This window comes from Mycobacterium sp. IS-1496 (genome assembly GCF_001499995.1).
GTDB lineage: Bacteria > Actinomycetota > Actinomycetes > Mycobacteriales > Mycobacteriaceae > Mycobacterium.
Genome location: NZ_LQIU01000008.1, coordinates 1 through 13,341, shown reverse-complemented (window position 1 = coordinate 13,341; position 13,341 = coordinate 1). Strand labels below are relative to the sequence as shown.

At 68.8% G+C, this 13,341-nt stretch carries 15 protein-coding genes; 3 read left to right on the top strand and 12 right to left on the bottom strand.

The features are described 5' to 3' along the window. Positions 1-9 precede the first annotated feature (9 nt). Entirely contained in the window at positions 10-1,062 is a 1,053-nt protein-coding gene (locus tag AU195_RS05485; protein ID WP_059158059.1) for a 3-deoxy-7-phosphoheptulonate synthase, read from the bottom strand. A gap of 307 nt (positions 1,063-1,369) precedes the next feature. Here AU195_RS05485 and AU195_RS05480 point away from each other — a divergent pair, with 307 nt between their 5' ends. Then, the gene (locus AU195_RS05480; RefSeq protein WP_059158058.1) at positions 1,370-1,882 is read left to right on the top strand and encodes a DUF6448 family protein; all 513 of its coding nucleotides are present in this window, start codon (positions 1,370-1,372) and stop codon (positions 1,880-1,882) included. A gap of 160 nt (positions 1,883-2,042) precedes the next feature. Here the strand turns inward: AU195_RS05480 and AU195_RS05475 are convergent, their stop codons facing one another. After that, a complete protein-coding gene (locus tag AU195_RS05475; RefSeq protein WP_059158134.1) occupies positions 2,043-2,372 on the bottom strand; it encodes a hypothetical protein in 330 nt (109 codons plus the stop codon). Positions 2,373-2,597: 225 nt separating this feature from the next. Here AU195_RS05475 and AU195_RS05470 point away from each other — a divergent pair, with 225 nt between their 5' ends. Continuing rightward, positions 2,598-3,590, top strand: coding sequence for an esterase family protein (locus AU195_RS05470; protein ID WP_059158057.1), 993 nt, complete (start codon positions 2,598-2,600; stop codon positions 3,588-3,590). 268 nt (positions 3,591-3,858) lie between these two features. Here the strand turns inward: AU195_RS05470 and AU195_RS05465 are convergent, their stop codons facing one another. The 10 genes from AU195_RS05465 to alr form a co-directional block, all read right to left on the bottom strand. After that, positions 3,859-4,491 carry a maleylpyruvate isomerase family mycothiol-dependent enzyme gene (locus tag AU195_RS05465; protein ID WP_059158056.1) on the bottom strand — a complete coding sequence of 211 codons (633 nt, stop codon included), beginning with the start codon at positions 4,489-4,491 and terminating at the stop codon, positions 3,859-3,861. 90 nt (positions 4,492-4,581) lie between these two features. After that, positions 4,582-6,201, bottom strand: coding sequence for a chaperonin GroEL (groL, locus tag AU195_RS05460; RefSeq protein WP_059158055.1), 1,620 nt, complete (start codon positions 6,199-6,201; stop codon positions 4,582-4,584). Positions 6,202-6,288: 87 nt separating this feature from the next. Beyond that, positions 6,289-6,591 (bottom strand): co-chaperone GroES, encoded by a 303-nt coding sequence (gene groES, locus AU195_RS05455; RefSeq protein WP_041310041.1) that lies wholly within the window; start codon positions 6,589-6,591, stop codon positions 6,289-6,291. A gap of 168 nt (positions 6,592-6,759) precedes the next feature. After that, entirely contained in the window at positions 6,760-7,221 is a 462-nt protein-coding gene (locus AU195_RS05450) for a nuclear transport factor 2 family protein (protein WP_059158054.1), read from the bottom strand. Then, positions 7,218-8,240, bottom strand: a complete 1,023-nt coding sequence (gene tsaD / locus AU195_RS05445; protein WP_059158053.1) for a tRNA (adenosine(37)-N6)-threonylcarbamoyltransferase complex transferase subunit TsaD — start codon at positions 8,238-8,240, stop codon at positions 7,218-7,220. The genes AU195_RS05450 and tsaD overlap by 4 nt, the downstream gene beginning before the upstream one ends. Beyond that, entirely contained in the window at positions 8,237-8,713 is a 477-nt protein-coding gene (gene rimI / locus AU195_RS05440; RefSeq protein ID WP_059158052.1) for a ribosomal protein S18-alanine N-acetyltransferase, read from the bottom strand. The genes tsaD and rimI overlap by 4 nt, the downstream gene beginning before the upstream one ends. Further along, positions 8,710-9,345 (bottom strand): tRNA (adenosine(37)-N6)-threonylcarbamoyltransferase complex dimerization subunit type 1 TsaB, encoded by a 636-nt coding sequence (gene tsaB, locus AU195_RS05435; protein ID WP_059158133.1) that lies wholly within the window; start codon positions 9,343-9,345, stop codon positions 8,710-8,712. Before tsaB ends, rimI begins: the two co-directional genes overlap by 4 nt. Beyond that, positions 9,342-9,809, bottom strand: coding sequence for a tRNA (adenosine(37)-N6)-threonylcarbamoyltransferase complex ATPase subunit type 1 TsaE (gene tsaE, locus AU195_RS05430; protein ID WP_059158051.1), 468 nt, complete (start codon positions 9,807-9,809; stop codon positions 9,342-9,344). The genes tsaB and tsaE overlap by 4 nt, the downstream gene beginning before the upstream one ends. Further along, entirely contained in the window at positions 9,802-10,911 is a 1,110-nt protein-coding gene (locus tag AU195_RS05425) for an alpha/beta fold hydrolase (protein WP_059158050.1), read from the bottom strand. The genes tsaE and AU195_RS05425 overlap by 8 nt, the downstream gene beginning before the upstream one ends. Beyond that, positions 10,908-12,080 (bottom strand): alanine racemase, encoded by a 1,173-nt coding sequence (gene alr / locus AU195_RS05420; protein ID WP_059158132.1) that lies wholly within the window; start codon positions 12,078-12,080, stop codon positions 10,908-10,910. The genes AU195_RS05425 and alr overlap by 4 nt, the downstream gene beginning before the upstream one ends. 137 nt (positions 12,081-12,217) lie before the next feature. On the opposite strand from alr, the gene AU195_RS05415 reads away from it, so the two are divergent. After that, positions 12,218-13,341, top strand: a 1,124-nt coding sequence (locus tag AU195_RS05415; RefSeq protein ID WP_216636379.1) for a DUF222 domain-containing protein, incomplete at its 3' end; no start/stop codon positions are given.

Genomic DNA, 13,341 nt, shown 5'->3' with positions numbered 1-13,341 from the left:
CCGAGCGGCCTAGCGTGCCGCCAGCTCTCGCAGCACCAGGTCCGTCGTCGGCCAGTCCATGCACTTGTCGGTGACCGACTGCCCGTAGGTGAGCGGCCGCGACTCGGAGGACTGTGCGCCGCCGACGAGGAAGCTCTCGAGCATCACGCCGCTGACCGGGAGTCCGTCGCGGATCAGCTGTGCCACCTCGGCGGCCACTGCGGCCTGGCGGACGTGGTCCTTCCCGGAGTTGGCGTGACTGCAGTCGACGACGACTCGGCCGGGTAGTCCGGCGGCGGTCAGCTTGGCGGCCGCAGCCCGCACCGCGTCGGCGTCGTGGTTGGGCCCGTCGGTACCGCCGCGCAGGATCACGTGGCAGTCTTCGTTGCCGTCGGTGCTGACCACCGCGCCCCGGCCGGAGTCGTCCATCCCGAAGAAGACGTGCTGGGCGGCAGCCGCCTTGACCCCGTCGACGGCCACCTGGATGTTGCCGTCGGTGCCGTTCTTGAACCCGACCGGCATCGACAGGCCCGAGGCGAGCTGGCGGTGCACCTGCGATTCGGTGGTGCGAGCGCCGATGGCGCCCCAGGCGACGGCGTCGGCGATGTACTGGGGGCTGGTCGGTTCCAGGAACTCGCACCCGACGGGCAGGCCGATGTCGATGATGTCGAGCAGCAACTGGCGGGCGGTGCGCAGGCCGCGGGACACGTCGAACGTGCCGTCCATCCCCGGATCGTTTATCAGGCCCTTCCAGCCGATCGTCGTTCGCGGCTTCTCGAAGTACACGCGCATGACGATCTTGAGCCGGTCGCCGAGTTCGCCCGCCACCTTGGCCAGCCGGCTGGCGTAGTCCAGTGCGGCGACCGGATCGTGCACCGAGCACGGACCCACCACGACCAGGAGCCGGTCGTCACGTCCGGCCAGGATGTCGGCGACCTCGTTGCGGTCGCGGGCCACCCGCTCGGCGCGCCGGGCGCCGAGCGGGAACTCGGCGAGCACCTCGTGCGGGCTGGGAATCGCGCTGAAGCTGCGGATGCGCCGGTCGGACGTGGCCGGCGGGGTGGCGATCTGCGCCAGGTTCATCTTCGAGGTGCCTTTCTGGATCTGGGCACCTGCGTGGGTGTTCCGGTGCCCTTGAATGACGAAAGGCAGCGACCGTGTGGTCACTGCCTGGGCTCCGGGTGGATGCGTGCTTAGCGCTGCGCTTTATCGGCTCCGCCCGGAGCCTTGATAAAGCGCCAATAGCTGGCACGCACACCGATGGTCACGCGGACAGGCTACACCACCGGTCAGTGATCGCCGGAAAGCCGGCGGGCGGTGGGCCGAACGTACCGCGCGGCCCGGGACTTTCGCCTCTGGCCGAGAGCCGTCAACCGCGAAGAATCGTGGTATGCCTCCGCACTGCGATTCTCTCGACGGTCCGGTCGTCAGCGCCGCCAAGGCGGCCCTGGCGGAAGCGGATGTGGACCTGGTCCTGCCGTTCGTCCCCGAAAGTGCCGAACAGGAGGTGAGGGAGGCGTTCGACCGCACACGCGCCGCACAGGCCGAAGGCGGACACTTCGCGCATGAGGTGGCCGATCTGTACTTCTTCGACACCGTGGTCCGCCTGCATCGAGCGGGTGAGGGGGCACCGTTCACCGGGCTCAAACCGGCCGGCCTCGACGTGGGGCCGGTGATCCCGATGGCGGAGCGAGCGATCGAGCAGCGATCCGTCGACGATCTGCACGCCTTCCTGTCCGCCGAACTGCACAAGGAGCTGCAGAAGCGCCTCGACAGGATCGACGCGCTCAGCGCGGGGGTGACGACGGCCGAGCGTCGCGAATTCGTCGAGGCGTTCCTGGGTCTGCAGGTGTACAGCCACCACCTGTACAAGTTCATGCAACGCAATCCGCACGAGGGTTGACCAAGCGGCGATTCAACCGCCGAGCGCGTCTCACCCGGGGTGGGCGGCCAACCATTCGAGCAGGAGCTCTGTGTCGCGGCGACTCCAGACGAACATGTCTGGGACAGTCATCTTCTCACTGACGTGAGGAATCCCGGACTGTGGAAACGCGTGGGCCGGCCTACTCAGCACCTGGCTTGTCGCCTTCGTCCTTTCTCAGCGTCTGGCTCGCACTGCCGACCACACTTCGAATGAACTCGTACTGCGTGGTGACGAGCTTGTCTGCCATGTCGAAGGCGGCGTCGATGATGGTGTCGCGCTTGGACGGATGGTCTTCGCCGCGCGAGGGCAGCGACTCCTCGACCGCGCTGACGAACTTGCGCACCGCCTCGATCGCGCTTCGTTGGCCGGATTCGACCGACTTGAGCACTTCGTCGGACAGCTTTCCCGCTCGTTCGGTCAGGTCTGACGCGCGTTCGGCCGCGGACTTCTGCTCGCTGCTGTCGGCCATGATCTCGCTCCTCACGATCCAGCTAAAAACTCCTCATCGAGAGTGCGCCCGACCTTGCGAATGCTGAAAGGGCCATTGGTCACTGGTCGGCGATGACTAGCGACGACCCCGAACGGTTCCACGACGCGCCAACCCTAGTGATGCCCGCATTCGCGCGGATGAGCTCCGGTCCACGGATGTCAGGCGTACTCTCTCGCGACATCGGAGCTCACAGGGGAGCATGAGATGGCACTTGTTGACTTGTCACGAATCCTGCTGCACCGGTTGGCCGTTGCCGCCGTAGCTGCTGCCGTCATGCCCGGGTTGGTCGCCGTCCGGGGCGGATCGGCCACGGCGCCGGCGTTCTCCAGTCCGGATCTGCCCGTCGAGCAGCTCGACGTGCCGTCGGCAGCGATGAACCGCACGATCAGAGTCGAATTCCTCAACGGTGGAACGGGTTCGCACGCGGTGTACCTACTCGACAGCATGGAGGCGCCCGAAGACATCAGCGGCTGGGACCGCAACACCGCTGCGTTCGACATCTTGAACGGCTCGGGACTCTCGGTGGTCATGCCGGTGGGCGGCGAATCGAGTTTCTACAGTGACTGGTATCAGCCCGCGGTCGGCAACGGGCGCACGGTCACCTACAAGTGGGAGACGTTCATCGCGCGTGAGTTACCCGCGTGGCTCGCCGCGAACCGAGACGTCGCCCCGACAGGTAACGCGGCGGTGGGCGCGTCGATGGGTGGCTCGGCGGCGCTGACCCTGGCCATCTTCCACCCCGAGCAGTTCATCTATGCCGGGTCGCTGTCGGCGTTCCCCAATCTCTCCGAAGGGCCGTGGCCCGGGTTGGTCGACCTGTCGATGAACTGGAACGGTGGGTTCGACTCTGCCGCGATGTGGGGCCCGCCCAGCGACCCGGCGTGGACGCGCAACGATCCGACCGTCAACGTCGCTCGGCTTGTCGCGAACAACACCCGGGTCTGGATGTACTGCGGCAACGGTTCGCCCACCGACGTCGCGTATGCCAACCCCGCTCCGGTGGCCGGTGAGGGCTTCCTCGAAGGCTTCGCGATCGAATCGAACCAGAAGTTCCGCGATCGCTACGTCGCGGCGGGTGGGCGCAACGGCGTGTTCAACTTCCCGCCGAACGGCACCCACAACTGGGGATACTGGGCTCAGCAGCTGCAGCAGATGCGGCCGGATCTGCAGCGAAGCCTCGGTGTGCAACCCGTGTAGTGGCTCCGCGCTGTCCCGCGGTCCCCGCGCCGACGTACGCCGGCAGGCTGTCTCGCGTAAGCAGCACGCGAAGTCCTGGGAACTGCGCGCTGCGATGAGCATGGGTCGGCTATGGCAACGGCATGGCCGGCTCGCGGAGGCTCACGAGTTGTCGGCGCCCATCTACGGTTCTCCTGAAGGCCTTGGGGCACATGCGCAGGCGACCACCCCGCTCGGGCCCGGCTTGTCGACGACCGCGGTTCCGGTGGTCACCGATATGAGCCAGGCGTCACCGCAGTCGTTGGCGCAGTACCGATAAGCCGGGTCCTTCCAGCTCGTCGAAGACCGAAACCCGCCCGACGGCAGCCATCATCAATTCGCCTGCTCGCCCGCGAATCTCCGGCCCCGTACCCCATGCCCGGTCAATGTCGGTTGCTCGCAGACGAAGACCGCGCAGGCGCCGCAACGGCACCAGCCCGATCGGAACCGGGCCCGTGAGGAAATCGAGTGCAACTGCGGTCCGCTGGGGATCAGGTTCGAAAGCGAACCCGAGCGGAATTCTCATATCACCGCTGTGCGCCATCACCTCGGCGAGCAATCCGGGCGCTCGCGGCGGAGGTCGCCAGTACTGCTGATCGGCGAGGCTACGCAACCCTGCGGCGATCTCACCGGCCGACAGCTCGGCTCTGCGTCGCGCCAGCTCGTCGATGGCGCGATCCGGACTGCCGCGGCGCACGCCCAACAGGGTCATTCTGAGGGTGCCCTCAGCAAGGAAGCTCAACAAGTGGGCGCAGACTGTCTTCACATCCCAGCCAGCGCAGAGGCTCGGGGCTGCCAACTGACTGTCGTCCAGTTCGTCCAGGAGATCGGCCACCCGACGACGTTCGTCCGCTATCGCGGCGAGAATCTGAACGCGTTTCATCGCAAGAGAATACGGCCGTCGCGCATCAGGAAATCGGCAAACGAAAGGTCCCATCCCGACAAGCCGGGATGGGACCCGTCGTTGAATCAGCTAGTGGGCGTGGCCGTGGTGGCCGTGCCCGTGATTCTCATCCTCGGCCGGCTTGTCGACGACCGCGGTCTCGGTGGTGAGCACCATCCGGGCGACCGACGCGGCGTTGAGCACCGCCGACCGCGTCACCTTGACCGGGTCGACGACGCCGTCGGCGAGCAGGTCGCCGAATTCGAGCGTCGCGGCGTTGAAGCCTTGTCCCGCAGGCAATTCGCTGACCTTGTTCACCACGACCGAACCGTCCAGGCCGGCGTTGGTGGCGATCCAGTACAGCGGAGCCGACAGCGCCGAGTTGAACACCTCGACACCGAGCGCCTCGTCGCCGGACAGCGAGCCGCGCAGGTCGGCCAGCGCCTTGCGGGCCTGCACCAGCGCGGCACCGCCGCCGGTGACGATGCCCTCTTCGACGGCCGCCTTCGCCGCGGCGACCGCATCCTCGACGGCTTCCTTGCGCTTCTTCAGGTCGGTCTCGGTGGCCGCCCCGACCTTGATCACCGCCACGCCGCCGGCCAGCTTGGCCAGCCGCTCCTCGAGCTTCTCGCGATCCCACTCGGAGTCGGTCGCCTCGATCTCGGCGCGCAGCTGCTTGGCCCGGTCGGCGATGGCGTCGGCGCTGCCGCCGCCGTCGACGATCACGGTGCTGTCCTTGGTGACCACCACGCGGCGCGCGGTGCCCAGCACGTCCAGCCCCACCTCGCGCAGCACCAGGCCGACGTCGGGGTTGATCACCTGACCGCCGGTGACGACGGCGAGGTCGTCGAGGAACGCCTTGCGGCGGTCACCGAAGAACGGCGCCTTGACCGCGACGGCCTTGAGCGTCTTGCGGATCGCGTTGACGACGAGCGTGGACAGCGCCTCGCCCTCGACGTCCTCGGCGATGATCAGCAGCGGCTTACCGGCCTCGGCCACCTTCTCCAGCAGCGGCAGCAGGTCGGGCAGCGAGCTGATCTTCTCGCGGTGCAGCAACACCAGCGCGTCCTCGAGCACCGCTTCCTGGGCGTCGAAGTCGGTGACGAAGTACGCCGAGATGAAGCCCTTGTCGAACCCGACGCCCTCGGTGACCTCGAGTTCGGTGTTCAGCGTGGAGGACTCCTCGACGGTCACGACGCCGTCGTGGCCGACCTTCGTCATCGCCTCGCCGACCAGTTCGCCGATCTGCCCGTCGCGGGAGCTGACGGTGGCGACCTGAGCGATGCCGCTCTTGTCGTCGACCGGGGTGGCCGCGGCCAGCAGCGCCTCGGACACGGCGTCGGCGGCCTTGCTGATCCCCGCACCCAGGGCGATCGGGTTGGCGCCGGCCGCGACGTTGCGCAGACCGGCCTTGACGATCGCCTGTGCCAGCACGGTCGCGGTGGTGGTGCCGTCACCGGCGACGTCGTTGGTCTTGGTCGCCACGGACTTGACCAGCTGGGCACCGAGGTTCTCGAACGGGTCCTCGAGGTCGATCTCCCGGGCGATGGTGACACCGTCGTTGGTGACGGTCGGGCCGCCCCACGACTTCGCCAGCACCACGTTGCGACCGCGCGGCCCGAGGGTCACCTTCACCGCGTCGGCGAGCTTGTCCACGCCGACTTCCATTGCGCGGCGCGCAGTTTCGTTGAATTCGATCTGCTTGCTCATATGTGTCTTCCTGTATTGGGCGTGCAACGCATGCCGCCCCGGACATCACCCGTGTAAAACGGGGATCTCCGGGGCGGACACGGGTGCTTACTTGTTGACGACAGCCAGCACGTCGCGGGCCGAGAGGATCAGGTACTCCTCGCCGTTGTACTTGATCTCGGTGCCGCCGTACTTGCTGTAGATGACGGTGTCGCCCTCGGACACGTCCAGCGGAATCCGCTTTTCGCCCTCGTCGTCCCAGCGGCCGGGGCCGACGGCGACAACGGTGCCCTCCTGCGGCTTCTCCTTGGCGGTGTCCGGGATGACCAGACCGGAAGCGGTCGTGGTCTCGGCCTCGTTGGCCTGGACGAGGATCTTGTCCTCGAGTGGCTTGATGTTCACGCTCGCCACGATGGAGCCCTCCACTAGTTCGGTGTAGGTCCAGGTGGTCCCGGACCTGAATGTTTCCAGCGTTTACAGATGTCCGGCATGCGTCCGGTCCCAAGCGCCGTCGTCGCGGGTGCCGACACAGGGTTGGCCGCCTGCCACCTAGCACTCTATACATGCGAGTGCTAGCACTCAAGGGTGGGTGGGTGCCTGTCCGCCGAAGTCACGCGGGTTGATCAGGAGGTGGGCCGAGACGTCCCCGACGTGCTCCACGTCGACCCGCCGCGCGGTGAAGTACCAGCCTTCCTCGTCGCGGGCGAAGGTGTCGTGATAGCGCCCGACGACGATCGGCTGCGGCGGCACCGTCTCGGTCGCCTGCACGACACAGAAGGTCGACCGGGCCGCCGCGGTGTCGCCGTCGAGTTCCACGACGGGGTTGAGCACGAGGTGACGCGTGCGGGGGGTGTTGCCGTGATCGGGATATCGCCTGGTCGTGGCCGTGAACAGCGTCGCGATCGATCCGGCGCCCGCCACGCCCGCGAACGACCCCCGCTCGAGCAGTCGCCCCACCCCGTCGAAGTCCCCGGCGTCGACCAATTCGGCGTAGCGGTAGAGCAGCTCGTGGATCGCCAGGACGTGCTCGGCCCTGTTCACGCCACCTGGCTCCGCACCACCGGCAGCCCCGGATCACTCGCCGCGTCCAGCGGTGAGGCCGGCGCGCCCGCGGCGATCAGATGGGCGGCGAACGAGGCGATCATCGCGCCGTTGTCGGTGCACAACCGCGGCCGCGGGATCCGCAGGGTCAACCCCGCCTCGGCGCACCGCTGCTCGGCCAGTTCCCGCAGGCGCGAATTCGCCGCGACCCCGCCGGCGATGAGCAGCGTCGACACCCCGAGCGTCTCGGCCGCCCGCACCGCCTTCCGGGTGAGCACGTCGGCGACCGCCTCCTGGAAGCCCGCTGCCACGTCGGCCTGCGACGCCTCCGGGTGACTTTCGACGTACCGGGCGACCGCGGTCTTCAGACCCGAGAAGCTGAACGCGTACGGATCGTCGCGTGGTCCGGTCATACCGCGCGGGAACACGATCGCGTCGCGGTCCCCTTCACGCGCCAGGTCGTCGAGCACCTTGCCGCCCGGGTAGCCCAGTCCGAGCAGCCGGGCCACCTTGTCGTAGGCCTCGCCGGCCGCGTCGTCGACCGTGCTGCCCAGCTCGATGATCGGCTCCCCCAGCGACCGCACGTGCAGCAGGTGGGTGTGGCCGCCGGAGACCAGCAGGCCCACGCTCTCGGGCAGCGGTCCGTGGTCGTAGACGTCGGCGGCCAGATGTCCCCCGAGGTGGTTGACGCCGTAGAACGGCACCTGCCAGGCCGCCGAATAGGCTTTGGCCGCAGCGACTCCCACGAGCAGTGCGCCGGCCAGGCCGGGTCCGATCGTGGCGGCCACCACGTCCGGCTTCCGGACGCCCGCGGTGTCGAGCGCGCGCCGCATGGTCGGGCCGAGCGCCTCGAGGTGGGCTCGCGACGCGATCTCGGGCACCACGCCCCCGAACCGCGCGTGCTCGTCCACGCTGGAGGCCACCTCGTCGGCCAACAGCGTCACCGTGCCGTCGTCGGACAGTTCGGCGATACCGACACCGGTCTCGTCGCAGGAGCTCTCGATGGCCAGGATGATCACGGCGCTTCTCGCTTCGCAACGCTGGGTGGGTCTCGCCTCATCGTATAGGCGTCCGCGCCGCTGACCCGGTAGTAGCGCTTGCGCAGCCCCACCCTGGTGAACCCGACACTCTCGTAGAGCGCGATGGCCGGCGCGTTGTCGGTACGCACCTCGAGGAAGATCACGCCGCCGCCGGCGACCTCGAGCAACGACTCGAGCATCCGGCGGCCGATGCCGCGGCCCTGATAGGCGGGGTCCACGCCGATGGTGTGGATCTCGTACTCGTACGGCTCATTTCGTCCCAGCCGCGCGATTCCGCCGTAACCGACGAGGACACCGTCGGCACGTGCCGCGACGTAGTGGTTGTGCCGGGCGCCCAGTTCGGCGAGGAACGCCCGTGCGGGCCAGGGATCGTCGCCGGGGAACAGCTGGGCCTCGAGATCGGCGCAGCGGGCGGCATCGTCTTCGGTGAGCGCGCCGTAGGTGACACTCACCGGCGGGCCTGTTCTGCGCGCGGCGTCGCGTCGGGACGGCGCAGGTACAGCGGCACCAGCGCGTCCGGTTCGGCGGTCCAGTCGGCGACGGCGCGCACCAGACCTTCGGCCGACGGATATTCGGGGCCGACGACGGTGAGGTCGAAAAGTGCTGCGTGGTCCGGTGATCCGGCCGCCACTGTGGCGCCGGGCGGAACGTCAGCGGCTGCGTTGACCGCGGGACCGTCGACTCGGACGCCGTCGCGGTAGCGCGCCCAGTACACCTCACGGCGGCGGGCATCGGTCACGACGAGCGCCTCGCCGGAGGTCGCGACACCGATGGCGTCGAGGCTGCACACCCCGTACACCGGGATGCCGAGCGCGTGTCCGTAGGCGGCGGCCGTGGCCATGCCGACGCGCAGACCGGTAAACGGGCCGGGCCCGCAACCGACCACCACGGCGGTGAAGTCGTCGACGGTGATCTCGGCGTCACGGACGGCGGCCAGGACGTTGGGCGTCAATCGTTCGGCGTGCGCCCGAGGGTCCACGGTCACCCGCTCGGCGAGCACGGTGACCCCGTCGTCGCTGCGGCGCACCACCCCCGCGGTGACGGCTGGCGTGGCGGTGTCGATGGCCAGGATCAGCGCGGTCATCGTCCGCTCCACTGCCAGATCGCGGTGCGCGCCTCGGTGTCCACGCCGCGTTCGAGCCGGATGTCGAGGTGGTGGTCGGAGAGTCGCTCAGCGACACCTTCCCCCCATTCGACGACGACGACCGCATCCTCGAGATCGGTGTCCAAGTCCAGTGAGTCGAGTTCGGCGAGCAAGTCGGTGCCGGGGTGGTCGAGAAGTCGGTACATGTCGACGTGGACCATCGCCGGCCGGCCGGGCTGACGTGCGCGGTGCACGCGTGCCAGCACGAACGTGGGCGAGGTGACCGGCCCCTCGACGTCCATCGCCTCGGCGATGCCCTTGGCCAACACGGTCTTTCCCGCGCCGAGCGGTCCGGACAGCACGACGACGTCGCCGGCGTGCAGGTGCGCCCCGAGCTGAACGCCCAGCGCCTTGGTGTCCTCGGCGGTGGCCAGTTCGGCGGTACCGCTCTGCCGGTCAGCCACGAGACCTCGCCCGGTCACGGATTCGCCGTGTCAGCGCGACGAGTTTGGACGGGGTGGCCCGTTCGACCAACCGGACCAGCGCGTCGTCGATTTCCTCCGGCTGCTCGAGCTGCACCAGATGGCCGGCGCCGTCGACGATCACGAGCTCGGATTTGGGCAGTGCGGCGGCCATCTCCTGCGAGTACTCCATCGGCGTGAGCAGATCGCGGTCGCCGCAGGCGATCAACGTCGGGACCTTGGCCAGTGTGGCGAGGCCGCCCGTCTCGTCGTGCACCTCGAGCGCGTGCAGGAACTCGACCAGCGTGGCGATCGGCGTGTCGTGCATCATCTTCTCGGAGAACGCGACGACGCTCGGGCTGATCTTCTCGTCACCGTAGGACGCCGCGCGCAGGATCGGTCCGATCACGGCGCGGGCCAGGCCGCGGGTGCGGTGCACCGTGCCGGGGGCGTACCGCGCCGCGAATCGAACCGCCTCCAGGGCAGGGTTTTTCAGGATCTCGCCGAGCGGGGAACGAGAGACTCCCTCGGCGGCGGAGGAGATGATCGCGGCGCCGACGACGCGGGTGGGATAGCGCTGCGGGTACTGCCGCGCGTGCGAGAGCACCGTCATACCGCCCATCGAGTGGCCGACGAGCACCACCGGTCCGCGCGGGGCGACCACGGCCAGCACCGCTTCGAGGTCCTGTCCGAGCTGGGTGACGGTGTAGGTGTCGGGCGGGGCCTCGCCGGATTGGCCGTGGCCACGCTGGTCGTAGAAGACCATCCGGACCTGATCACCCCACTGCTCCGACAGGCGGGCGCGCTGGAAGTGGAAGGCGCCCATGCGAAGACAGAAGCCGTGGGCGAAGACGACGGTCAGCGGAGCATCGGCGGGACCGACCTCGCGAACGGCCAGCGGCACCCCGTCTGTGGTGGTGACCACCGAGCTGCGGTCGGCGTCGAGCAGCTCGAAATCCTCGGCCGCGTACAGGTCGTCGTCGGTGACGCGGCGTGTCATCGAACGGGCCACGGTAACTCCGGCCAGTGAGCCGACCGCCGCCAGGCCCGCGGCACCGGCCAGCCACCCGGCATTCGTGTGCCGTTTGATGTCGTTGTCGGTCAACGGCGTTCCCGTCGATAGGTGCGGACGACCCGGCCGCGGGGGCTGGTGACGATCTCGTAGTTGATCGTGCCGATTGTCTCGGCCCAGTCCTGGGCGGTGGGTTCGCCTTGGGCGCCCGGCCCGAAGAGGATGGCCTCGTCGCCGTCGGTGACGTCGACGGGTCCCGGCCCGAGGTCCACGACGAACTGGTCCATGCAGATCCGCCCGACACCCGGCCGCAGCCGGCCGTTGATCAACACCTGCAGGCGGCCGCTGAGCGTTCGGAACACCCCGTCGGCGTAGCCGATCGGCAACAGCGCCACCGTCGTGTCCCGTTCGGCGATCCAGGTATGGCCGTAGGACACCCCGTCACCCGCCTTGATCGAGCGGGTCTGCGCGACCGGACATTTCAGCGTCATCGCCGGCCGCAGGCCCATGTCGCCGAGCGAAGGGATCGGGGTCTGCCCGTACACGGCGATCCCCGGGCGGACCATGTCGAACGCGAGGTCGGGCCGGGTCAGCGCGGCGGGCGAGTTGCACAGATGCGCCGCTTCGAACCTCACACCGGCGTCGGCGGCCTGGCTTCGCATCTCGGTCAGGCGCTGCGCCTGCCGGTCGTTGGTGGGGTTGTCGGGTTCGTCACCGCATGCCAGGTGCGACATGATGCCGCGAACCCGCACGGCGTGCTCGGCGACGGAGCGGGCCAGCTGATCGAGCAGCGCCGGGTATTCGGCCGGGCTCACTCCGTTGCGGCTCAGCCCGGTGTCGGCCTTCACGGTGAGGGTGGCCGTCTTGCCGGTCCGGTGCACGGCGTCGAGAACCTCGCCGAGCTGACGTACGGAGGACACGGCGAGTTGGACGTCGGCTTCCAGCGCCGGAGCGAAGTCGGTGCCGGGGCCGTGGAGCCATGCCAGCACGGGTGCGGTGACGCCGTCGCCACGCAGTGCGAGCGCTTCGCCGACGGTGGCCACGCCGAGCTCGGTGACGCCCGCGTCGAGCACCGTTCTGGCGACCTCGGTGGCCCCGTGCCCGTATCCGTCCGCCTTGAGCACCGGCATCACCTGCGCGGCACCGGCACGTTCGCGCAGCAGGGCCACGTTGTGCGCGATCGCGTCGAGGTCGACGACCACCTGGGCGGTGGGCATCGTCGTGGTGGTCTCGGTTGTCGTGGTGGTCTCGGTTGTCTGCATGGTCATGTCACCGCCGACGATTGTCCCAGAACCCCGACGGCAGGTGCGGTGCGACCGGTTATCCACAGCGGCAGCTTCATCCACAGGCCGGGTTTTTCCGGCTGCCCATGTTGGCGCCGCCTGACAAAATCGAATACATGTTCGATGGTTCGTTGCCCGAGATTGGCGACTTCTCCGCACTCAGTGATGCGGAGTTGGTGGCCGCCTCGGCCGGGTGGGGGCGGGTCGAATCGGCGGCCGCGGCCCGCAAACTGGCCGCTATGGCCGAGGTGTTCCGCCGCCGCACCGGCTGCGAGGACGCCGCCGACCGCAACAACTGGTTCGTCGACCCCGACGCCAACGCCATCAGCGAACTGGCCGCCGCTCACAACATCACCGAATCGCTGGCCATGGGCCAAACCCACCGCGCCGTCATGCTCGGCGACCGCCTCCCCCGCGTGGCCGCGCTCTTCGCCGCCGGGCTGGTCAGCGACCTGCTGGTACGTGCGATCGTGGCCCGCACCGCCCTGATCACCGACCCCACCCTGATGGCCGCCGTCGACGCCGACCTGGCCGCCCAGATCACCGCCTGGGGACCGAAGTCGCAGAAGAAGACGGTCGCCGCCATCGACGCCATCGTCGAGATCCACGACCCCGGCGCCCTACGGCGCATCAAGGACTGCGAGAAGGACCGCGACGTCCAATTCGGATTCCTCAGCGACGCCCCCGGGTTCATGACCGTCTGGGCTCGCATGTACGCCCCCGACGGCGCGGCGTTCGAACAACGCGTCACCGACATGACCCATACCCTGTGCCCTGATGATCCCCGCACCGCGGAGGAACGCCGTAACGACGCGATGGCCGCCGTTGCCACCGGCACCCAACTCCACTGCGAATGCGACCACCCCGACTGCCCCGCCACCACCGGCGACGCGCGCCCCGCGAAAGACGTGGTCATGCACGTCATCACGACCCAAGACACCCTCACCCAAGCCCAGGACCTCAGCGCCGCTGGAGATTCAACGGCCGAGGCTGCGGGTGACGATGCGCCGGAGTCTGACGCCGAAACCGCGACTCCCGAGTACGAGGACGCGACCACCGACAACACCGCTCCGAAGTCGGCGTCCGCGCCGCGGCAATCACCCTGCCCGGCACCGGCATTCGTCTTCGGCGCCGGCGTCACCAATGCGACCGTGCTCGCCGCCTTCCTCGACCGCGCCACGATCCGCCCCATCATCCACCCCGGCGACGCCCCACCCGAACCCCGCTACCGGCCGTCGAC

Coding starts and splice junctions, on each gene's coding strand:
- AU195_RS05485 (WP_059158059.1), bottom strand. CDS start 1,062: ATGAACCTGGCGCAGATCGCCACCCCGCCGGCCACGTCCGACCGGCGC.
- AU195_RS05480 (WP_059158058.1), top strand. CDS start 1,370: ATGCCTCCGCACTGCGATTCTCTCGACGGTCCGGTCGTCAGCGCCGCC.
- AU195_RS05475 (WP_059158134.1), bottom strand. CDS start 2,372: ATGGCCGACAGCAGCGAGCAGAAGTCCGCGGCCGAACGCGCGTCAGAC.
- AU195_RS05470 (WP_059158057.1), top strand. CDS start 2,598: ATGGCACTTGTTGACTTGTCACGAATCCTGCTGCACCGGTTGGCCGTT.
- AU195_RS05465 (WP_059158056.1), bottom strand. CDS start 4,491: ATGAAACGCGTTCAGATTCTCGCCGCGATAGCGGACGAACGTCGTCGG.
- groL (WP_059158055.1), bottom strand. CDS start 6,201: ATGAGCAAGCAGATCGAATTCAACGAAACTGCGCGCCGCGCAATGGAA.
- tsaB (WP_059158133.1), bottom strand. CDS start 9,345: ATGACCGCGCTGATCCTGGCCATCGACACCGCCACGCCAGCCGTCACC.
- alr (WP_059158132.1), bottom strand. CDS start 12,080: ATGCAGACAACCGAGACCACCACGACAACCGAGACCACCACGACGATG.